Source organism: Polynucleobacter brandtiae, assembly GCF_002797575.1.
Taxonomy (GTDB): domain Bacteria; phylum Pseudomonadota; class Gammaproteobacteria; order Burkholderiales; family Burkholderiaceae; genus Polynucleobacter; species Polynucleobacter brandtiae.
This window is the reverse complement of sequence record NZ_PGTX01000008.1, coordinates 1-20,234: the sequence shown is the minus strand read 5'-3', so window position 1 is coordinate 20,234 and position 20,234 is coordinate 1. Positions and strand designations below refer to the sequence as shown.

Below are 20,234 nucleotides of genomic sequence, written 5' to 3'. Positions count from 1 at the left end.
AAAAAGCGAATTATTTTTTTAATGCTGTTGTATTGAGAAAGTTAATTCTTGCGGCCGTAATCACATCAATATGTTCGCTTGCTTGGACGTCTTGTGCATGACTGGCGAGCGCTTTTTCAATGGGCTTAGCCAATACTTTGCCGTACTCTACGCCGGGTTGATCAAAGCTATTGATATTCCAAAGCGCACCTAGAGTAGCAGCTCTGTTTTCATAAAGAGCGAGGAGGGCGCCAAGATAAAACGCATTGAGCTCTGGTAGTAGCAATAAATTACTAGGGCGCTTACCAGGGTATACATCGTTTGGATTACTCGCTTCTTTGCCATTCGCTAAAGCTTGAGCTTGTGCTAAACAGTTGGATAACAAAATACGGTGGTGTGCTACCGCCTCAGGCCGATCACTCATGGGTTCGCGCACAGCAATGAAGTCAATCGGAATGATTTCAGGGCCCTGGTGAAAGAGTTGAAAGTAGGAATGTTGAGCATTACTGCCAGCACTACCAAAGACCACTGGCGAGGAATGCTTGACAGGCTTGCCATCACGATCTACCGATTTGCCATTACTTTCCATATCGAGCTGCTGCAACCATTTCGGAAACCAATCTAAGGCATCAGCATAGGGAATAGCGGCATACGCCTTGACATCGTTCTGCTCTTGCTGATAGAGCAGAGTAAGCGCCATGATGACGGGTAGGTTTTGTTCAAGCGGCGTATTTTTAAAATGCAGGTCCATAGCATGGGCACCTGCCAAGAAATCTTTAAATGTATCAAAGCCGTATTGCAAGGCAATGGGTAGACCTACTGCAGACCATACGGAGTAACGACCACCCACCCAATCCCAAAAAGGGAAAATATGGTCTTGGCTAATACCAAATGCTGTTGCAGCAGAAATATTGGCCGTGACCGCAAATAAAGAATGCGTTATTTGACTCGGAGTACAGCCACTATCTTGTAGCCACTTGCTTACTGCCTTGGCATTCATGGTCGTTTCAAGCGTGGTGAATGACTTGGAAACAATAATGACGCGCGTACTATGGGGGTTGGCTTTAGTGAGAATGCGGGCTAATTCTGCGGTATCAATATTGGCTAAAAAATGCATCCGCATACCACGACTATGAATGCCCGGCACATGCGCTAAAGCTTCGATTGCAAGGCGTGGCCCAAAATCAGAACCACCAATACCAATGTGAATCACATCCGTTACGCCAACCCACTGATTGCAGAGTGCTTCGATGCGATGCCAGACATCTACTACTGCGGGCATGACATCTTGTCCTTGAATGAAGACAGGGGTTTTAGAGAGATTGCGTAACGCCGAATGGAGCGCCGGGCGATCTTCACTTTTGTTAATATGCTTACCAGCAAACATGTCCTCGATGAACTGCGCTAATTTGGCTGACCGTGCCTGATTAAAGAGCGTCTTCCAGTCGGCTGCATCAATTCCTTGATAGGCTGTATCGAGCACAATATTGACAGCGCTATGGGCATGATGAGGTGTTTGCAAGTGCGGAGTGGAAGGAGTTTGGCCTGAGCTTGAAAGCATTTCTGAATTTTATCAAGAATAGACCCATACCCCCTTTAAAATAGCCAAAATGTTACGATTTGACTACATTTAACTATGGAGTGGCATAGATGGAGCAGGTAGATTGCGTGGTTATTGGTGCCGGAGTAGTGGGTTTGGCGGTTGCCCGAGAAATGGCCCTACAAGGTCGAGAGACAATTCTGCTTGAGCGCGAAGACGCATTTGGCACTATCAGCAGTGCTCGTAATAGTGAAGTCATTCATGCGGGTATTTATTACCCCAAGGATTCGCTCAAGGCAAAGTTGTGTATAGAAGGCAATCGCCTTTTATATGAGTACTGTCGCAGTCATCAAGTCGCTACCCAGCCCTACGGTAAATTAATTGTCGCTGCCGATGAGACGCAGTTGGATGATTTGCAGGCTATTTTATATAAGGCTCAAAATAATCAAGTGCCCGCAATCAAGATGATCAGCGGTGCACAGGCAAAATCACTTGAGCCACAGCTGCAATGCGTAGCGGCGCTGTTATCAGCCACTACGGGGATTGTCGATAGCCATGGCTATATGTTGTCATTATTAGGCGGCTTTGAAGATGCCGGTGGCATGATTGCCTATCAGTCACCGCTCTTGAGAGCAAAGCCCTTAGGGGTTAATGCACAAGATGGGTTTGAGCTAGAAATTGGTGGTGCCGATGGCATGAATATTAAGACTCAGTTATTAATTAATTGTGCGGGTATGAGTGCACCAGCAATCGCGCAAAAAATTGAAGGCCTAGAGCAAAGTCATATTCCAAAGGCATACTTTGCCAAAGGCAATTACTTTTCTCTTTCAGGTAAGTCTCCGTTTAGTCACTTGATCTACCCCATTCCAGAATCTGGCGGGCTTGGAGTGCATCTGACTTTAGATATGGCTGGCCAAGCCAAGTTTGGTCCTGATGTGGAATGGCTCGATATCGATCACGAGGCGCAAATCGATTACAGAGTCGACCCCAAACGGGGTGAAGGATTTTATGAAGCAGTGCGACGCTACTGGCCTGGCCTAAGAGATGGCACGCTTCAGCCTGATTATTCTGGGGTGAGGGCCAAAATTGTGGCTCCGAATATGCCTGCAGGAGACTTTGTATTTAATGGCCCAGAGCAGCATCAGCTCCAAGGATTATTTAATCTCTATGGTTTTGAGTCACCTGGGCTTACTTCCAGCATAGCAATTGCTCAGTATTTAGAGCGTTTGATTAAAGCACGATAAATTTGATGGGTTTGCGATGTAGTCTTTGACTGCGTTTTGGCAAAATGAGCTTTCCCTTTGCCTGTGCTGATATCAGTAGGGACTTAAGTGATGGTGTATTTTTATCTTTCATTTCAAGCTACTCCTTGGTATTAATGAATAGTCGGGGACCTTAAAAGCAGTTTCGAAAAAGCGGTACCCTACATTGACATTCAGTAGATTATTCGAACGTTCGCCGCTTTACTTATTGGTCGGCTGAGATCCTCTAGATACCACTAGTTACAGCATCCATTGCAGACAAAATTTCACTTGATTGACTTTTTGCCGAGCCAATCTTTCGTTTTAAGATTTTTTTATCCAAGGGTGCAGCCTCATGAGGCATCAACATCAATTTCTTCCCGTCAATATTGATCAAAGGGCAAAGCCTACGTGGGATTTTTTCTATACTTAATTTAGTTATAGATACAGGTATCACCATTCGTGTTGCTAACAAGCTTAATAAGTTGCTTTGAATATCAATGACAAACGGATATACATCTCGCATTCTTGGGCTAGGATTTTCAAAGACATCAAACTGCATCTACCAAGTCCTCATATCATCACACCAAAGCCCGTGACGCTCAAAGCGGGCATTTTGCTCATCTATCCAATACTTGTAATCAGATTCAAATTGCTTTTTTTTCTGATCACGATTGACATCAGCTGCCAGTAGGGCATCAAACTGCTGGGCAGACATGATGACAGTATCAATTCGTCCATCCTTTTGTACGAACACAGGTTCTGTTTTAGCGCTAGCACAGATGGCTCCGAAGCGGTTTTTCGCTTCTGTTGCGGTTACTTGCATGGTGACTCCAATTCAATAATCTTTAGCTATTTTAGCTAAAGATTTAGGTTTTAGCAACACTTGGGTGGAAAAGAATTACACAACCAGCTTAGGTGATTGAGCGTATTTTTTCTTTACTAAGCCAGCGATGTCAAAGGCAATAAGACATGCTAAAAATCGCCTTCAAAGTAATCCGTAAAGAGCTTTTGGGTACTACGCTTCTGAATTCCTTATAATCGGACTCTCAATACGCAAAGGAAGAGTGGCAGAGCGGTTGAATGCACCAGTCTTGAAAACTGGCGAGGATGAAAGTCCTCCGTGAGTTCGAATCTCACCTCTTCCGCCATATACGACAACAGAGCCCCTATTTATGGGGCTCTTTGTTTTTAGAGGCCTTCTACCCACCACTCTACCCACCAATAATGCAAATTTTATATAGGCCTAATGGATTTTTTTTGCATTCGAAATAAGTTGGTAGTACTGGCTTTGCCTTTCAAGAATGGCAAAGAAAAGACGCAGAGTATTTAATGCATCATCGTCCGCTCGATGCGGTTTGCCCTTAAAGTGCAACCTCAGACTAGCAAGCCCTGAAGATAGTCCGCCACTGGGCTTTTTTCCTATACTGAGCATGTGCAGGGTATGCCAAGTCTTGACATCAATCCAGCGCCGACCGAAGTGGGGGAAGGCGATTCCCCTGGTTTGAAATTCAGATTTTAATTCTGTCGCGTCCCCACATCCCCACGTGATTGGATTAACAAAGCAGTGGTGAGTTGCGAGAATGCGTCCAAGCTTAAGAGCAAGTTGCTCATGAGGGATGGAGTGGTTCGAAATATCTTGATTGCCGATCCCGGTCAGCTCCGTGATGAATTCAAAAATAGGCTCTTCTGGGTCAAGGAGCCATTTGTGGGTTACTAAAGACTCATTGATGTAGTCATCATAATTTCCTAAAGCGATGCCAACCTGAATAATTTTTGGATTAACTGTTGAATTATCTTGAGCGTTATTGAGCTCGAGATCGAGTGCGAAATAACATTGTTCTTGATTCATTGTATTGACCTGCATTGCGTTGGAGGGTAATTAATGTAAGGTTTATAGAGATCAGGGTCAATATAATTGAATAATTCCTTGTAGGATGATGTGGTTAATTAATTCGATACACTCATGCCCTCAGAAGTAATTCAATCTTATTTTTATAAAAAGCAAAGTCAATTTTCATGAAACTCCATGTACTCAGCGACCTACATCTTGAGTTTGCAACTTTTAACCCCGAGCCAACCGATGCCGATCTAGTAGTGCTAGCTGGTGATATCGCAACAAGGGCAGGCGGTATGTCTTGGGCGCGCGAAACCTTTCCCAATCAAGAGATTATTTACGTCTCGGGTAATCATGAATTTTATGGATCTCAGCGACAAGAGATGATTTCTAAGTTGCGGGAACAAAGCACTCTTTATGGGATCCATTTTTTAGAAGATGAGTTGATTCAGTTTCCAGGTGGAGATGGCGAAATGCCTGTTCGTTTTTTGGGCGCCACTTTGTGGACTGATTTTTTATTATTTGGGGATAAATTAAAAGCGAAATGCATGATGGATGGCGAAATGTATTTAAATGATTTCAGAAGAATTGGTGATGGGGCGTTTGGCTTCTCCCCCCAAAAATCAATTCAATTGCACGAACAATCGTTGGTCTGGTTAAAGTCAGTTTTGGATTCACCGTTTGATGGAACAACGGTGGTTGTGACTCACCATCTTCCTTCTATGCATTCTGTTGCGGAACGCTACAAGCTAGATTTACTTTCTGCCTGCTTCTCATCAGAGCTATCTGATCTATTTGGAAAGATGTCTGTTTGGATTCATGGCCATACTCATGACTCTTGCGATTATGAAATGAATGGCACTAGGGTAGTGTGTAACCCTCGTGGCTATGTTCGCTCCGGCCATGCAGAAAATCCGCGTTTTAATCCTTCGCTGATCATCCAGGTCTAAGGGGATATGAAGGTTTCAGCTATAAATCTTCCTATTTACAATTTATAAGTTGTTATATTAATATACAATCTTTATATTGTTATTTAATAATACAATTTAATTGTTGTATTCATAGTGAGGTCAGAGCAAGAAATGGATTATCCAATTCAAACCCTAGAGAGCTTGAAGTTGTTTATTAAGGCCTTTCGAAAGCAAAAGGGAGTAACTCAGGCTGACATGGCAGAAAAACTCGGAATTACTCAGCAAGCTTATGCGCGTTTTGAGGGTAACCCGCAGTTAGCTACTTTTGAGAGGTTGTTTTTAGTCTTACGGATTTTGGATGTCGGTATATCAATTGAGCAGATCGTTAAAGGCTCGAAACAAGTGAAAGTGATAACTGAGTCTGGATCTAAGGAGATTTGGTAGTCATGACAGTGCGCTCAAAATCAAGAGGGCTATCCGTCTGGATGAATGGTGTTCGAGTAGGCACTTGGAAAATCACAAGGCAGCTTGAGACCTTTAATTATTCGGATGATTGGATTTCCCGGGAGGATGCGAGGCCGCTATCACTATCCCTTCCTTTCTTACCGGGTAATGTGGCCCATCAAGGCGACCTCGTTAATCATTATTTTGATAATTTATTGCCCGATAGTGATGTCATTCGTAGGCGCTTAGCAAGTCGTTATCAGTCAAAAGGCTTGGGTGCATTTGACTTGCTATCTCAGCTTGGCCGTGATTGCGTTGGGGCTATCCAACTCTTGCCGGAGGGCGAGCTACCGGCGGGAATTCATCAAATTCAGGGTCGAACCTTGAGTGATGGGGATATTGCAGATCACCTTCGTCGCGTCTCCTTAGATTCGGTCTTTGGTCAAGTGGAGGTAAATAATGATCTAAGGCTATCCATTGCTGGTGCGCAAGAAAAAACTGCATTACTAAAGCATGATGGGTGCTGGCTCTTGCCTAAAGGTAGCACGCCAACTACGCATATTTTCAAGCTTCCCTTGGGTTTGGTTGGCCATATGCGTGCCGATATGCGCACATCGGTTGAGAATGAGTGGATATGTTCCAAAATCATGGCTGCATATGGTATTCCAACTGCATCCTGTGAAATCCAGCGTTTTGAGGATCAAAAAGTATTGATCGTTGAGCGCTTTGATCGTAGATTGGCCGCTGATGGTCAGTGGATTATTCGCCTTCCTCAGGAGGATTTTTGTCAGGCAATGGGCGTACCGCCAATGAGTAAATATCAAGCAGATGGAGGCCCGAGCATTACATCCGCTATGAAGTTATTGCTGGGTTCAGTAAACGCAGAGCAAGATCGAATACATTTTTTCAAAACTCAAATAATTTTTTGGTTATTAGCCGCTACAGATGGTCATGGTAAAAACTTTAGCATCACTCATCTGCCAGGTGTCCAATACCGAGGAACTCCAATTTATGACGTGTTGTCGGCACATCCAGTAATGGGTTTTGGAGCGAATCAAATAGCGCCCCATAGAGCCAAGCTGGCAATGGCTGTTTGCGGATCAACTAATAACTATCTGATAGATAAAATTCACCGTAGACACTGGTTATCTCAAGCTCAACAAGCTGGACTGGGTGCTAATAAAGCAGAGCAATTAATTCGCGAAATTATTAAAATGACTGAGTCTGTCATAAATCAAGTGAGATCAAACATTGCAGAGCCTTTTCCAATGGATGTAGCTGAGGCTATTTTTATGGGAATGGAGATACAGGCTCGTAAGTTAGCAGACCGAACTGAATCTTAGAATTAAAAAACCCAGCAAAATCTCTTGCTGGGTTTTGTCTTTCTAGTAACCAGAAAAGCCTGGTACTTAGTGCATTACTTCTTTGCGGCTGGTGCGCTTACTACTGCAGCAATAGCTTCTGTGTAAACCACTTTAACTTGGTCGTTTACAGCAATATCTTTCATCAAGTCAGGGTTCTGAACCTTCACCTTGAAGAGGTTGCCTTGTGGGCCTTTTAAAGAAACCACGTTCTTAGCTGTATCAATCGCCTCAACATTAGCAGTCGCTGTAACGGTATTGGTGGTGATCATGCCTGGCTTGTCGCCTTGAGGAGCAGTAGTGGTGCTAGTCGTAACTTGCTCACTAGTTGTGCCTGGGTTTTTCACCTTCACCAACTCAATGGCAACTGCTAATTCATAAACAACGTCAAAACGGTCACCAACTTTAATTTCAGCAAAGTTCTTTACTTCAGGACCTGCAACGATGGAGGTTTCACCATCAGCATTTTTCAGGGTAACTGTACGTGTTGCAGCATCAATCTTAATAACTTCGCCGTCATAAATGAGGGCAGCTTCTTGGGCAGCAACGCCAGCGATGGGTGCCTTTGGCTTGTTCAACATGAAATAAGCGCCAGCAGCAATGGCGGCAAGAATGACAACAATGATTATTTTTTTCATAACGGTATTAATCCTTAATAAATTGGGGTGCATTAACTGCTAGCAGTAATGCGGTAATTGATAAATGCAGTTGGTTTTGCATTTATATAGATTGTATTACTCATACTAATCATCAGAACCATTTTTGAGGGTAGTTTGGGCTAATAAGCGCTAAATACCCGACTATGTTGCTTATTTATCCAAATGCGCTGTTATATCAATAGCGCATACTAAAGGCATGGTATTGGTAGTACTAATAGGAGTGTGTAAACGTATTGGAAGTTATTTGCGGGATTAGTCTTAATGAATCTAGCCCTGACAGGTAGCTCAGCAACGCCACAAGATTTACTGAAGTCCTATGAATCTCAATCAGCTAAAGCTTCATCCGTTCGTGGTGAGCAGTTCTTTAATGCCAAGCATGGTGAAGGGTGGAGCCGTGCATCCCACCATGAAAATCCCCTGATATCTCATTCAGATGGTGCTTAAATTTAGTTGATCAGTCATTGTGCAGTAGAGAATGGGCTTTTTGGAGTCCATGTCTTTTTTCTGAAACAACCCAGTAACTCAGGCTGCAAAAGCGCCACCATCTTCGAGTGCTTTCAACTCATTGCCAGCAATACCTAATTCCTCAAGTATCTCGTGGGTATGCTCGCCAAGTAAAGGGGGGTGACGAGTCACTTGTTGTGGTGTTCCCATGAGTTTTACAGCAAAGCCAATATTAGGCACCTTGCCTTCTATAGGGTGATCAATCTCCATTCGCATTTGGCGATGTTTTCCATGGGCACTCTCAAAAGCCTCGGGATACGTATTGATAGGTCCCGCCGGGATGCCTGCGGCGAGTAATGAGTCTACCCACTCCTCACTTGTTTTTGTGGAAAAAGTTTTTTCAAGTTCCGCCGCCAATATCAGTCTGTTGGCTAAGCGTAATGGGTTGGTTCTGAATAATGGATCCTCAAATAATTCTGGGCGATTAATTTTGTCGCAGAGGAGCTTCCACAGTTTTTGATTGGTAGCGCCCATGACGAAATATCCATCAGAGGCTTTCATGGCCTGGTAGGGCGCGCTCATATGATTGGCAGTACCAAGCTTGTAGGGTTCAACGCCAGTACCCCAGTATTGCGCGGTATCCCAAATAGAGAAAGCCAAGGCTGAGTCAAATAAAGAAGCGTCAATAAATTGACCTTCACCTGACTTCTCTTTACCAATATAAGCAGACAAAATTCCATAGACGGCAAAGAGGGCGCAACCAATATCCGCTACGGGAACACCTGCTTTTACGGGTGGCCCATCTGGATAACCAGTCACACTCATGACGCCTGACATGGCTTGGGCCATTAAGTCAAAGCCAGGACGATCTGCCCAAGGGCCTGTTTGACCAAAGCCGGAGATACTTGCGTAGATGAGGCCGGGATTAATCTCTTTCAGGGAGGGGTAGTCAATACCCAATTTTTTCATTACACCTGGGCGATAGTTCTCAACCAAAATATCAGCTGTTTTGACTAACTCAAAAAATACCTTTTTGCCTGCATTTGTCTTGAGGTTCAAAGTGACGCTGCGTTTATTGCGATTCATATTCAGAAAACCCATGCTATCTGAACCTTTCATTTTGAATCCCATGGCGCCGCGGGTTTGATCACCTGTTCCAGGGGGCTCAATTTTGATCACGTCTGCACCGAGGTCGGCCAACAACATGCAGCAGTATGGGCCGGCCATTACTTGACTTACATCAAGAATCCGAACGCCATTCAGGGGTAGAGGCTTACTTATAGGTGTTTTCATCATTGTCTCAATTGTTTTTATATGTTTAGATTGCATGATTCAGAAATGCTTAAATTGATCTTGCAATTTAAAACAAGTTACGGAGATAGTATGACGACAAAATCGACACGATGGCTTTTAAATGGATTAGTTTCTTTAATAGCGGCGGCTTGTGGCACATTGCCACTGATTGCATCAGCGCAGTCTAATTATCCTAATAAGCCTATTCGTTTAATTGTTGGATTTGCACCTGGCGGCGGAACGGATATCGTGGCGCGTGCCATTGCTCCGAAAATGGGTGAGATCTTAGGTCAAAGTGTCATCATTGAAAACAGATCGGGTGCAGCAGGCACAATCGGCGCTGATCTCGTTGCTAAGTCTAACCCGGATGGCTACACCTTATTGATGGGCCATTCCAATTCCAATGCCATCTCTCCTTTTGTATTAAAGAACGTGCCCTATAACCCGGCAACAGATTTCACCCCCATTACTTACCTTGGTTATGTGCCTAATGTATTAGTTATTAAATCATCCTTGCCGGTCAATTCTGTCGCGCAATTAATTTCTTTGGCTAAACAAAATCCTGGCCAAATGACCTATGGATCATCTGGTATCGGAAGTACGCAGCATTTAGCAGGTGCCTTATTTTCTAAAATTGCTGGTGTTGAAATGAATCATGTTCCTTACAAGGGAAGTGGTCAAGCCATCATTGATTTATTAGGCGGGCAAATCACAATGAACTTTGATACCTTGCCCCCTAATTTGCAGCAGATTAAACAGGGTAATTTGAAGGCCTTAGCAATTTCTACTCCAAAGCGTTTAGCGCTACTTCCGAATGTTCCAACATTTAATGAAGTTGGCATTGTTGGTTTTGATGTGACTAACTGGTACTCCGTAATGGGCCCCAAGGGAATGGATCCGGCATTAGTCAATAAGATCGATCTGGCCGTTAAAGCCGCAACTAATGATCCTGAGATTAAAAAGACCTTAGATTCTCAAGGATTGCAAGCAGAAGGCCCAGCAACACCCGCTGCATTTAGTCTGTTCTTGGCAGGCGAGCTGGCTAAGTACCAGCGTCTAGTCAAGAGTCTGAACATTAAATCTGAATAAGGGTAGACCCTCTCGCATTCATGGGGGGCATTCATTTGATGAATCCTAAAGAGGTCACGTCAGAACCGATTGCGCAAGTTCGTTGCGAGCTACGTAATGGAGTTGCCTACATCACATTCGACCATGTCGCCGCCAGAAATGCGATGACGGTAGAGATGTACCAGAGCTTAAAAAGTATTTGCGAGGGCTTGGCCAATACGCCTGGTGTACGCGTAGCAATTTTTCGAGGTGCTGGCGGCAAATCCTTTGTTTCTGGGAGTGATATTGCCCAGTTTGCGCACTTTAGTGATGGGAATGATGGTGTCCGCTACGAAGAAGAGATTGATACTTACTTGACCCCATTGGCTACATTACCGTTTCCGACGATCGCCGTGATTGATGGCATGGCAGTTGGCGGTGGTCTGGCTATTGCGACTTGTTGTGATTTTCGTATTGCTACACCCGAGGCTAAATTTGGTGTTCCTATTGCCAGAACACTGGGCAACTGTTTATCAGGAGGTAATATTGCTTGGCTAGTGGCGCATTTAGGTATTCATATAGTCAAAAGAATGTTACTGCTGGCAGAGTTCATTTCTGCAGAAACGCTTCTCAAACAGGGCTATCTTTTGAATATTTATCCCATTGAGAGTCTGGAAGATCAAGCAAACCAGTTGGCTGAACGATTAATGAAGCTAGCCCCCATTACGCAAAAATCAAGCAAGCTGGTCATGGCGCGCATCATCAAAAGTAATCTGCCAGATTGCAATGACCTCATTAAAGAATGCTATGGCAGTGCGGATTTTAAAAATGGCGTGAATGCATTTTTAAGCGGACAGGTGCCCATTTGGTCTGGTAAATGATTCTGCTGCACTAATGCACTAATGCACTAATACAGCAATCATTCGCCTTTGTTGCTACAAAAATATTTCTTGTAAATTATTCAGATAGCGCAGACCTTGTTCTGTGGCCTTCAGTCTGATGGGATTTGTATCGAGCAAACCTTTTTTGCTAGCCTCTTCTAAACCTTTGGCCATGACATGAATCGGCAAGCCAGTACGCTCACTAAAGGTGGCTGCTTCTACGCCATCGGTGAGGCGTAAAACATTGAGCATAAATTCAAAAGGCAGATCTTTTGCCGGAATAGCGCGCGCTTCAATTAAGGCATTACCTGCAGTTTCTATTGCCTGCATGTAAGTTTCTGGGTGACGTTCTCGTACTTGTCGTGTGATTTGATCTGGAAGAGAAATCTTGCCATGGGCGCCAGCGCCGATGCCGATGTAATCCCCAAAGCGCCAGTAATTGAGATTATGTTTGCACTCTTGACCTTTTTTGGCATAGGCAGAAACTTCATATCGCTGATAGCCGGCAGTGTTGAGGAGAGATAAATTTTGCTCGAAGATCGCGTCGATCTCATCTTCGCTAGGCAGCTTTGGTGGAAAGCTTGCGAAATAGGTATTGGGTTCGAGCGTGAGGTTGTATAGCGACAGGTGGGGCGTTTTAAAAGCCAGTGCAGCTTCAATATCCGCCTTAGCGGCTTCTAAACTTTGATTTGGTAGACCATACATTAAATCAATATTGACGGATTTGAAGTGCTCCATTGCAATCGCAATCGCACGTTTAGCCTCATCGCCGTTATGTATGCGCCCTAACGCCTTGAGCTGCTTATCTTGAAAACTCTGAATGCCTAGGGAGACGCGATTAATTCCTGATTTTGCAAAAGCAGCAAACTTCTCAGATTCCACCGAGCCAGGATTGGCTTCCATGGTGATTTCGCAATTGGGCTCTAAATGAATGCGTGCTCGAACTGCTGACAACAGATCATTCATCCCTTCGGGCGAAAGGAGGCTGGGTGTTCCGCCACCAATAAAAATACTATGAACTTGTCTTCCCCAAATGCGAGGGAGCTCTGTTTCTAGGTCAGCAATAAGTGCTTTGATATAGCGTGGCTCATCAAAGCCTGGAGCATTCTTTGTGGCTGCACTCCCTTTGCCGTTGACATCTTTCACTTGATGTGAATTGAAATCGCAATAAGGGCATTTCTTTTCGCACCACGGAAAATGAATATAAAGCGCGAGGGGTGGCAGGGCCTTCAATTGTGGTTCTTGGGTGAGTAAGGACAGGGGAAGCGTATTAGTCAAATTTGGCACGGCGCTCTAATTGGATTAGGAGTTCATGTAAAGCTTGGCCACGATGGCTAAGGGCATTTTTTTGCTCTGGTTCAAGCTCTGCTACTGTTTTACCAAGCTCAGGCAAAAAGAAATGGGGGTCGTAACCAAAGCCATTAATTCCTTTAGCCTCATTGATCCATTGCCCATACCAGCGGGTCTGCACAATTACAGGTTCAGGATCATGGGCGCTATTAACCATCACTAGAGCGCAAACATAGTGAACCCCTTTATCTTTGCTATGTGCGAGGGCAGCGCTCAATTTATCGATGTTTGCAGCGCTATCACCATCAAGGCCTGCATAGCACGCAGATAAAACACCGGGCTCCCCATTTAGGGCATGGGCGCAGATACCAGAGTCGTCGGCCAAAGCAGGTAAGCCACTAGCTGTACTTGCATGACGCGCTTTAGTAAGGGCATTTTCTATAAATGTGTCATAAGGCTCTTCTGCCGAGTCAATATCTAAGCTCCCTTGCGGAATTACTTGAAAATGAAAGGGCGCCAGTAGTTCCTGAAATTCACGGACCTTACCGGCGTTGTTAGAGGCAAGAACTAATTTTTGCAACATGAACCTAGAAGCGCTATGCCTTAAATGCATCTATTTGCAACTGCGTTAATTCTGCAATTCCCTGCTCGGCTAAATCTAATAATGCATTGAGCTCGAGGCGGGAGAACGCAGAGCCCTCTGCAGTGCCTTGTACTTCAATCATGCCACCTTTTCCGGTCATCACGACGTTCATATCAGTATCGCAAGCAGAGTCTTCAGGGTAATCCAAATCTAATACGGGTGTGCCTTGGTAGATGCCTACTGAGATGGCTGCAACGCTATCAATAATGGGGTCTGATTTTAAAGTGCCGCTCTGAAGGAGCTGGTTGATTGCATCACGAGCGGCTACATAAGCGCCCGTAATAGCCGCAGTTCTGGTGCCACCGTCTGCTTGCAACACATCGCAATCTAAATGGATCGTGCGTTCACCAAGTACCTTGAGGTCAAACACACTGCGCATTGCACGGCCAATGAGGCGTTGGATTTCTTGGGTGCGGCCAGTTTGCTTGCCGCGGGCTGCTTCGCGATCGCTACGGGTATGGGTAGCGCGGGGCAGCATGCCGTATTCAGCGGTAACCCAACCCTCACCAGATCCTTTTTTGTGAGGCGGTACTTTTTCCAAGACGCTGGCAGTGCACAGAACCTTCGTATCACCAAAGGCAATTAATACCGATCCTTCCGCATGCTTGGTAAAGGCGCGGCTGATCGTGACGGGGCGTAATTGAATAGGGGTGCGGCCACTAGGGCGGGTGGTGCTGGAGCTACGCATTGGGGTTGATCCTAAAAGGTTGGGCAAAAGTCATATTGAATCTACAATACCCCTATGATATCGAGCATGACTGGTTATGGCAGCGCTTCTCGCCAAGTCTCCCTAGGAGCCGGCGTAGTAGCTGATCTGCAGGTGGAATGTCGGGCTGTAAATAGCCGCTTTCTGGATTTGGGTTTTCGTCTTCCGGATGAATGCCGCGGGGCGGAGCCTGCCTTGCGGGAGGCGGTGACCCAGCAACTCTCTCGTGGCAAGGTCGAGTTTCGGGCTGCTTGGAGAGTCAATGCCGCAGCTGCGGGCGCTGCTAAAGCAAATCCCCATGCCCTAGGTGCCCTCAATTCAGATCGTTTGACTGCCCTACATACCCTTCAAGAGCAAGCTCAACACGTTTTTCCAACGGCCGAAGCGTTACGAATGTCTGATATTTTGCGCTGGCCTGGCATTGTTTCTGAGCCTCGGGGCGAAGAAGAAGGTTGGATTGCTGCCACTTTAGAGGCTGGGCGCGCTGCTTTAGCGGTCTTAATGGAGAGTCGGCACTCTGAAGGCAAGGCTTTATCTGTTGTTCTTGGCAATATCACTAGCAAGATGCGAGAGATCGTTAAAACAATTGAGCCCCAGGTTCCTCAGTATGTTGCCCAGTATCAAGAAAAGTTGACTGCTCGCCTTGCCGAGGCCTTAGCTAGCCAAGAGCAATCCAAGGGGGGTATTGAGTTGATGGAGCGTATTCGGCAAGAGGTAGTGCTCTACGCAGTTCGTATCGATGTAGCCGAAGAGTTTGCCCGCCTAAAGACCCATTTACAGGCAGTAGATACCGCTCTTACTGGCAAAGGCCCTGTCGGCAAGCGCTTAGACTTTTTGATGCAAGAGCTCAATCGTGAAGCGAATACCTTGAGTTCCAAATCGGTTTCTGAAGAATGCACTCAAGCCGCTTTAGAGCTTAAGCTGCTGATTGAGCAGATGCGCGAGCAAGTGCAAAATTTAGAGTGATATGAGTGTTGTAAGTGCCATGAGGCTTAGCCACAGTTGAAGATGAAACCCAAGCTTTCTCCCGCCTATCAAGGCAGTATGTTGATGATTGTGGCGCCATCCGGCGCCGGTAAGTCATCACTGGTCAATGCATTACTGCAAGAGGATGCAGCCCTCAAGCTGTCCTTATCGACTACTACCCGCGCTCCTAGGCCAGGCGAAGTGGATGGTAAAGACTATCGTTTTATCAAAAGAGCGGCATTTGAAGCGGAGCGAGACCAGGGACTTTTTCTAGAGCATGCAGAGGTGCATGGTAATTTTTACGGTACCTCACGTGACTGGATCGAAGCCCAAATGAAAACCGGGCGCGATGTCGTGCTAGAAATTGATTGGCAAGGGGCAGAGCAGATTCGGGGAATGATTCCTGAGGTGCAATGGATTTTTATCTTTCCACCATCATTTGAAGCCCTTGAAGAGCGCCTACGCAAACGAGGACAGGATGACGAGGCCACGATTCAGAAACGCCTCGCAGCTGCTCACATAGAGCTCCAGCATGCACATGAGGCTGATTTTATTGTGGTGAATGATGATTTCGAGCAAGCTTTGGCAGATTTAAGGCATGTTGTAGCAGCTAGTCGCTTGCGCTCAGGTCCGATTATGGCTCGCAACCCTGCGCTTTTAAGGCGGCTTGGGGTCTGATCAGTTATTCTATTGGTATTGCATCTAAATTAAGTGAGTCCAGAATGGCCCGTATTACTGTAGAAGATTGTCTAAAAACCATTCCGAATCGTTTTGAGCTGGTATTGGCGGCCACATATCGTGCGCGTCAATTAACTCAAGGTCACTCGCCACGTGTTGAAGCCAGAGATAAAGCAACCGTTGTTGCCTTACGCGAAGTTGCTGCTGGTGTTACTGACCGTGACATGTTGACTAAAGTACCTTTGTAATTCAGGGGTTCCGGTGTGGAGCTCTCCTCAGGCGCTATTGGCGTCCCCATCACATCGGAACTTAACGGTTTAGTCTCGCCTCCAGAGACTGTTAAAGCTGAGAAGCCCTCGATTATTGCCACGATGCTGGCACAGTCTAGTCGGCACTTATTTGGTCCCACCTCAGCTCCTCAGCTACCCCTCAAGCATCAAGTTGTCTCCATCGATGGATTGCTTTCCAAGTTGGCTTATCTCGAGCCAGATGAAGTTACTTTAATAAAAAAAGCCTTTCAGTTTTCTGATGCTGCACACCTGGGGCAATATCGCCATAGCGGTGAACCTTATATTACCCACCCAATAGCCGTTGCAGAGTTGTGCGCGACTTGGCGCCTAGATGCCCCATCCATTATGGCTGCGCTACTACATGATGTGATTGAAGATACGGGTTGCACGAAGGCAGATTTATTAGGGAAGTTTGGTGGCAAAGTTGCTGAGCTGGTAGAGGGTCTGACTAAGCTAGATAAGTTAGAGTTTCAGAGTCATGCTGAAGCACAGGCAGAAAGCTTTCGCAAAATGTTTATGGCGATGGCACGCGATGTTCGGGTGATCTTGGTCAAGCTTGCCGACCGTACTCACAATATGCGTACGCTTGATGCAGTGCCGATGGAGAAGCGTCGCCGAGTTGCTGCCGAAACAATTGAAATCTATGCGCCTATTGCCCACCGCTTAGGCCTGAATGTGATTTACCGTGATTTACAAGACTTAAGCTTTCGTTTTTCTATGCCGATGCGCTTTAGAGTAATCGAGGGCGCAGTAAAGCGGGCGCGGGGTAATCGCAAGGAGATGATTGAAAAGATTTTGCAAAGCACGCGTATGGCCTTTGCAAAAGCAGATGTTGCAGTCGATCTTCAGGGCCGTGAAAAAACCCTTTTTAGTATTTATAGCAAGATGCGAATCAAGCATTTGAGTTTTTCTCAGGTGCTCGATGTTTATGCATTTAGAGTAACGGTTCATACGATTGATGAGTGCTACCGGGCACTAGGTTTACTTCATGCCCTTTTCAAGCCTATGCCAGGGAAATTCAAGGACTACATTGCGATTCCTAAAATAAACGGCTATCAATCACTACACACGACGCTGTTAGGGCCTTCAGGCGTGCCTGTAGAGTTTCAGATACGCACGAGCGATATGCACGCTGTAGCAGAGGCAGGCGTTGCTGCGCACTGGGCTTATAAAGACGGCTCACCCGATATGAGTGAAGTGCAAAATCGGGCACATCAATGGCTGCAATCTTTGATTGATATTCAGGATAGTAGTGGCGATTCTCAAGAATTTTTAGAGCATGTCAAGATCGATTTATTTCCAGATGCAGTGTATGTATTTACGCCTAAGGGTCAGATCAGAGCCTTGCCTCGGGGTGCTACAGCGTTAGATTTTGCTTATTCGATCCATAGTGATTTGGGTAATAACTGTGTGGCAGTCAAAATTAATAGCTTGCAACTTCCCTTGCGCAGTGAACTCAAGAATGGCGACATTATTGAAGTGATTACATCAACCAACTCACAACCAAATCCAGGTTGGCTGGCTTTTGTGCGCACAGGTAAAGCGCGCGCATCAATACGCCATGCATTAAAAACGAAACACTATGGCGAGTCTTTACAGTTGGGCGAGCGCCTCTTGGCAAGTGCATTACGCCAACAAGGGGTAGATGCCGGACTGTTATTCCCAGAAATTTGGGAGAAGCTATTGCATTGGACTGGGGATAAAACCCGCGAAGAGGCTTGCGTTAATATTGCCTTAGGTAGACGATCTGCTCAAGAACTTGCCATTCGTCTCAATATCTTGATTGATGACGATGGTGGTACCGATCAGATGCGTCTGGGCGCCACAGACTGGGTTTCACCTGAACAAGAAATTGCCTCGCACCACCATCAGCGTCAAGCAATTTTGGTAGATGGTCGTGAGGGAAATTCGATTACCTTTCAGAAGTGCTGTCACCCTATACCGGGAGATAACATCATCGGATACTTGGGTAAAGGTGAGGGCTTGCAGGTACATACCAATGACTGCAGCATTGCACTCAAAATGCTTTCCAGGGATAGTGATAAGTGGGTTGAGGTTGAGTGGGGCAAAGAAATTAATCGTGAGTTTGAGGTAGATTTAGCCATTGATACCCATCAAGGGAGGGGTGTCTTGGCGCGGGTGGCTAGTAGTATCACCTCAGCAGATTCCAACATCATGAATGTTTCTATGGATGATCGCTACAAAGAGGATGCGGTAACCATTCGGTTTACGATTCAGGTTTCTAATCGCCTGCATCTTTCCAAGGTGATGCGTAGCTTACGCACAAATCATGATGTGATGCGGGTGACTCGCACTAGAGTGATCTAAGATCGCAAGATCGGCTCATGACCTAGTGCATTGCCGATTTAGCGGTACTCAATTGCCAGGATTTCAATTTCAGTAGGCCCGGTCGGGGTTTGAATCTTGACGCAATCACCCAAGCGGGCTTTGATTAAGGCTTTGGCGATCGGTGATACCCAGCTGACCTGACCTTGATCTAAATCTACCTCATCGACCCCTACAATCGTGATGGTAGTTTCTTCTCCAGCCTGAACCCCTTCTAGGTTGATATAGCTTACGGTAGCCCCAAAAAAGACTTGATCGGATGCTGCTTCCCCGGATTTCCGGGTGTGGTTATCCACAACTAGGGCAAATTCGAGGCGTTGATTTAAGAAGCGAATACGACGGTCAATTTCCCGAAGACGCTTTTTTCCATAGATATAGTCGCCATTTTCTGAGCGATCTCCATTCGAGGCGGCCCAGTGCACAATTTGCACAACCTCAGGCCGATCATGGTCTAGAAGCTGTAAAAGCTCCGCTTTAATACGCTCATGACCAACTGGTGTGATGTAGTTTTTCTCTTCCATGGCATAATTATGGCTGTTGCGGCTGTAGCTCAGTTGGATAGAGTACTTGGCTACGAACCAAGGGGTCGTGGGTTCAATTCCTGCCAGCCGCACCAACTATAAGGGCCTCCTGTCGGGGGCCCTTACCTTTTGTATTATTGAAACGGGTTTGTATTATTGAAATGCCCTTTTAGGGGGTTTTTCTTCTATCCAAAGGGGTAACTTTCTCCGCTTTTCGACGATAGATTGTCTGGGTGGTTGAAGGGTCCGAATGGCTTAATAGGGCAGTAGCTTGCTCAAGGGTGGGGGCGTCTGATGCTGCTTTAGCTCTTAAATCATGCTCTGTAAAGCACTGGGTTACCTTGGTGGTAGCTAGAAGCTTCTCCATCATCCTGCACCACATAGAGCCCCATCCTCCAGCCTTCCCAGTAACTTCATTGACATATCCCTTCCCAAACTTATTACAGAATAAGAATGGAGAAACGCAAGGGCGGGCTGCTACGACCTGATCGATGATTTCGCGTAGATGCGGTGTCCATGCATAGACCGTGCGCTTACCGCTCGATCCTGCAGTCTTGTGACGCTGAATATGAATACCATCTTCTTTTAGGTCGGACATGGTCAGGCGTAAGAGGTCACCTCATATCAAGTCCCCTCAATAAAAAACTACGTTTTGTCGGGTCTTGGTAGTTTTGCTAGAGCTGGGTTGAGCATCGCAGGAAAAGTAACGCCAGATCTACTTGATGGCAGAGAGCTGACAACTTCTGGCTCATATCTACTCTTATCGGCTTTTTCTATTGCTGAAAACAAATGAACAGTTGATTTACGGTGGACCATAAAAGCTGAAACAATTTTCCTCGCAGGCTTTCCGCAGCTTAAACAGATCCTAGATTCTGGAGCAGTACCCATTGGGTAAATGAATTCAAAAACACCGTCCTGATCACATTGATATTCATATGTTGCCATTTTATGTCCTAGCGTAAATTGAAACTCCAACTTAAGTGAAAGGATGTTTACCTACAAAAGGTCCTCACTGTTTATTTTTAACATTGTTATCTTTGAATATGTTGAGTGATTACCCTTTGAATCGCTACCACTTCTGTAGACACTTTCTAGCCTAATATTTAGGTTATTAGGAGGTGTTATGAGTAAGCGTCAACGATTTACTGAAGAGTTCA

Annotated in this window: 23 protein-coding genes and 2 tRNA genes; 13 read left to right on the top strand and 12 right to left on the bottom strand. The window is 45.6% G+C overall.

Features of this window, described 5'->3' with window-relative positions; genetic code table 11:
- Positions 1–10 precede the first annotated feature (10 nt).
- Positions 11–1,501 carry a glucose-6-phosphate isomerase gene (gene pgi / locus B0G85_RS10040; protein ID WP_232726025.1) on the bottom strand — a complete coding sequence of 497 codons (1,491 nt, stop codon included), beginning with the start codon at positions 1,499–1,501 and terminating at the stop codon, positions 11–13.
- A gap of 128 nt (positions 1,502–1,629) precedes the next feature.
- Between pgi and B0G85_RS10035 the strand changes: the two genes are divergently transcribed.
- Positions 1,630–2,763 (top strand): NAD(P)/FAD-dependent oxidoreductase, encoded by a 1,134-nt coding sequence (locus B0G85_RS10035; RefSeq protein ID WP_100380325.1) that lies wholly within the window; start codon positions 1,630–1,632, stop codon positions 2,761–2,763.
- A gap of 244 nt (positions 2,764–3,007) precedes the next feature.
- Here B0G85_RS10035 and B0G85_RS10030 read toward each other — a convergent pair whose 3' ends face one another.
- Together B0G85_RS10030 and B0G85_RS10025 are read right to left on the bottom strand one after the other, a co-directional pair.
- Positions 3,008–3,322 carry a CcdB family protein gene (locus tag B0G85_RS10030; protein ID WP_100380324.1) on the bottom strand — a complete coding sequence of 105 codons (315 nt, stop codon included), beginning with the start codon at positions 3,320–3,322 and terminating at the stop codon, positions 3,008–3,010.
- Positions 3,323–3,586 carry a type II toxin-antitoxin system Phd/YefM family antitoxin gene (locus B0G85_RS10025; protein WP_100380323.1) on the bottom strand — a complete coding sequence of 88 codons (264 nt, stop codon included), beginning with the start codon at positions 3,584–3,586 and terminating at the stop codon, positions 3,323–3,325.
- A gap of 235 nt (positions 3,587–3,821) precedes the next feature.
- Between B0G85_RS10025 and B0G85_RS10020 the strand changes: the two genes are divergently transcribed.
- Positions 3,822–3,911 (top strand) — tRNA-Ser (locus B0G85_RS10020).
- Positions 3,912–4,006: 95 nt separating this feature from the next.
- Here the strand turns inward: B0G85_RS10020 and B0G85_RS10015 are convergent.
- Positions 4,007–4,612, bottom strand: a complete 606-nt coding sequence (locus B0G85_RS10015; protein ID WP_157799323.1) for a 3'-5' exonuclease — start codon at positions 4,610–4,612, stop codon at positions 4,007–4,009.
- Positions 4,613–4,779: 167 nt separating this feature from the next.
- Here B0G85_RS10015 and B0G85_RS10010 point away from each other — a divergent pair, with 167 nt between their 5' ends.
- The 3 genes from B0G85_RS10010 to B0G85_RS10000 all read left to right on the top strand — a co-directional run bounded on the left by B0G85_RS10010 (position 4,780) and on the right by B0G85_RS10000 (position 7,295).
- Positions 4,780–5,547: a metallophosphoesterase gene (locus tag B0G85_RS10010; protein WP_100380321.1), complete on the top strand. Its 768-nt coding sequence runs from the start codon at positions 4,780–4,782 to the stop codon at positions 5,545–5,547.
- A 132-nt stretch (positions 5,548–5,679) separates the two neighbouring features.
- Complete coding sequence (locus B0G85_RS10005) at positions 5,680–5,952, top strand: helix-turn-helix domain-containing protein (protein WP_100380320.1); 273 nt, start codon at positions 5,680–5,682, stop codon at positions 5,950–5,952.
- Between the two features lie 2 nt (positions 5,953–5,954).
- Positions 5,955–7,295: a type II toxin-antitoxin system HipA family toxin gene (locus B0G85_RS10000; RefSeq protein ID WP_100380319.1), complete on the top strand. Its 1,341-nt coding sequence runs from the start codon at positions 5,955–5,957 to the stop codon at positions 7,293–7,295.
- A 74-nt stretch (positions 7,296–7,369) separates the two neighbouring features.
- On the opposite strand, the gene B0G85_RS09995 is transcribed toward B0G85_RS10000, so the two are convergent.
- Positions 7,370–7,951 carry a hypothetical protein gene (locus B0G85_RS09995; RefSeq protein WP_100380318.1) on the bottom strand — a complete coding sequence of 194 codons (582 nt, stop codon included), beginning with the start codon at positions 7,949–7,951 and terminating at the stop codon, positions 7,370–7,372.
- A gap of 282 nt (positions 7,952–8,233) precedes the next feature.
- Between B0G85_RS09995 and B0G85_RS09990 the strand changes: the two genes are divergently transcribed.
- Positions 8,234–8,416 carry a hypothetical protein gene (locus B0G85_RS09990; RefSeq protein ID WP_100380317.1) on the top strand — a complete coding sequence of 61 codons (183 nt, stop codon included), beginning with the start codon at positions 8,234–8,236 and terminating at the stop codon, positions 8,414–8,416.
- Positions 8,417–8,494: 78 nt separating this feature from the next.
- On the opposite strand, the gene B0G85_RS09985 is transcribed toward B0G85_RS09990, so the two are convergent.
- Entirely contained in the window at positions 8,495–9,709 is a 1,215-nt protein-coding gene (locus B0G85_RS09985) for a CaiB/BaiF CoA transferase family protein (RefSeq protein WP_100380336.1), read from the bottom strand.
- A gap of 90 nt (positions 9,710–9,799) precedes the next feature.
- On the opposite strand from B0G85_RS09985, the gene B0G85_RS09980 reads away from it, so the two are divergent.
- Together B0G85_RS09980 and B0G85_RS09975 are read left to right on the top strand one after the other, a co-directional pair.
- Positions 9,800–10,798: a Bug family tripartite tricarboxylate transporter substrate binding protein gene (locus tag B0G85_RS09980; RefSeq protein WP_157799322.1), complete on the top strand. Its 999-nt coding sequence runs from the start codon at positions 9,800–9,802 to the stop codon at positions 10,796–10,798.
- A gap of 38 nt (positions 10,799–10,836) precedes the next feature.
- On the top strand, positions 10,837–11,637 hold the full coding sequence (locus tag B0G85_RS09975) for an enoyl-CoA hydratase/isomerase family protein (protein ID WP_100380335.1): 801 nt from the start codon (positions 10,837–10,839) through the stop codon (positions 11,635–11,637).
- Positions 11,638–11,691: 54 nt separating this feature from the next.
- Here the strand turns inward: B0G85_RS09975 and hemW are convergent, their stop codons facing one another.
- From hemW to rph, 3 genes are read right to left on the bottom strand one after another with little or no spacing between them, the layout of a single operon-like run.
- Positions 11,692–12,924, bottom strand: coding sequence for a radical SAM family heme chaperone HemW (hemW, locus tag B0G85_RS09970; RefSeq protein ID WP_198508810.1), 1,233 nt, complete (start codon positions 12,922–12,924; stop codon positions 11,692–11,694).
- Complete coding sequence (gene rdgB, locus B0G85_RS09965; protein ID WP_100380315.1) at positions 12,908–13,510, bottom strand: RdgB/HAM1 family non-canonical purine NTP pyrophosphatase; 603 nt, start codon at positions 13,508–13,510, stop codon at positions 12,908–12,910. The genes hemW and rdgB overlap by 17 nt, the downstream gene beginning before the upstream one ends.
- 13 nt (positions 13,511–13,523) lie before the next feature.
- On the bottom strand, positions 13,524–14,258 hold the full coding sequence (gene rph, locus B0G85_RS09960) for a ribonuclease PH (RefSeq protein WP_100380314.1): 735 nt from the start codon (positions 14,256–14,258) through the stop codon (positions 13,524–13,526).
- Between the two features lie 54 nt (positions 14,259–14,312).
- On the opposite strand from rph, the gene B0G85_RS09955 reads away from it, so the two are divergent.
- From B0G85_RS09955 to B0G85_RS09940, 4 genes are read left to right on the top strand one after another with little or no spacing between them, the layout of a single operon-like run.
- Positions 14,313–15,242, top strand: coding sequence for a YicC/YloC family endoribonuclease (locus tag B0G85_RS09955; protein ID WP_100380313.1), 930 nt, complete (start codon positions 14,313–14,315; stop codon positions 15,240–15,242).
- A 42-nt stretch (positions 15,243–15,284) separates the two neighbouring features.
- Positions 15,285–15,920 (top strand): guanylate kinase, encoded by a 636-nt coding sequence (gene gmk / locus B0G85_RS09950; protein ID WP_100380312.1) that lies wholly within the window; start codon positions 15,285–15,287, stop codon positions 15,918–15,920.
- Between the two features lie 44 nt (positions 15,921–15,964).
- A complete protein-coding gene (gene rpoZ, locus B0G85_RS09945) occupies positions 15,965–16,168 on the top strand; it encodes a DNA-directed RNA polymerase subunit omega (protein ID WP_100380311.1) in 204 nt (67 codons plus the stop codon).
- Between the two features lie 15 nt (positions 16,169–16,183).
- Positions 16,184–18,538, top strand: coding sequence for a RelA/SpoT family protein (locus tag B0G85_RS09940; protein WP_232726024.1), 2,355 nt, complete (start codon positions 16,184–16,186; stop codon positions 18,536–18,538).
- 38 nt (positions 18,539–18,576) lie between these two features.
- Here the strand turns inward: B0G85_RS09940 and greB are convergent, their stop codons facing one another.
- Positions 18,577–19,077 (bottom strand): transcription elongation factor GreB, encoded by a 501-nt coding sequence (greB, locus tag B0G85_RS09935; RefSeq protein WP_100380310.1) that lies wholly within the window; start codon positions 19,075–19,077, stop codon positions 18,577–18,579.
- 18 nt (positions 19,078–19,095) lie between these two features.
- Between greB and B0G85_RS09930 the strand changes: the two genes are divergently transcribed.
- Positions 19,096–19,172: transfer RNA gene (locus B0G85_RS09930), tRNA-Arg, on the top strand.
- Between the two features lie 74 nt (positions 19,173–19,246).
- On the opposite strand, the gene B0G85_RS09925 is transcribed toward B0G85_RS09930, so the two are convergent.
- Together B0G85_RS09925 and B0G85_RS09920 are read right to left on the bottom strand one after the other, a co-directional pair.
- On the bottom strand, positions 19,247–19,675 hold the full coding sequence (locus B0G85_RS09925; protein ID WP_100380309.1) for a site-specific integrase: 429 nt from the start codon (positions 19,673–19,675) through the stop codon (positions 19,247–19,249).
- Between the two features lie 47 nt (positions 19,676–19,722).
- Positions 19,723–20,022, bottom strand: coding sequence for an FmdB family zinc ribbon protein (locus B0G85_RS09920; protein ID WP_100380308.1), 300 nt, complete (start codon positions 20,020–20,022; stop codon positions 19,723–19,725).
- Positions 20,023–20,234 lie beyond the last annotated feature (212 nt).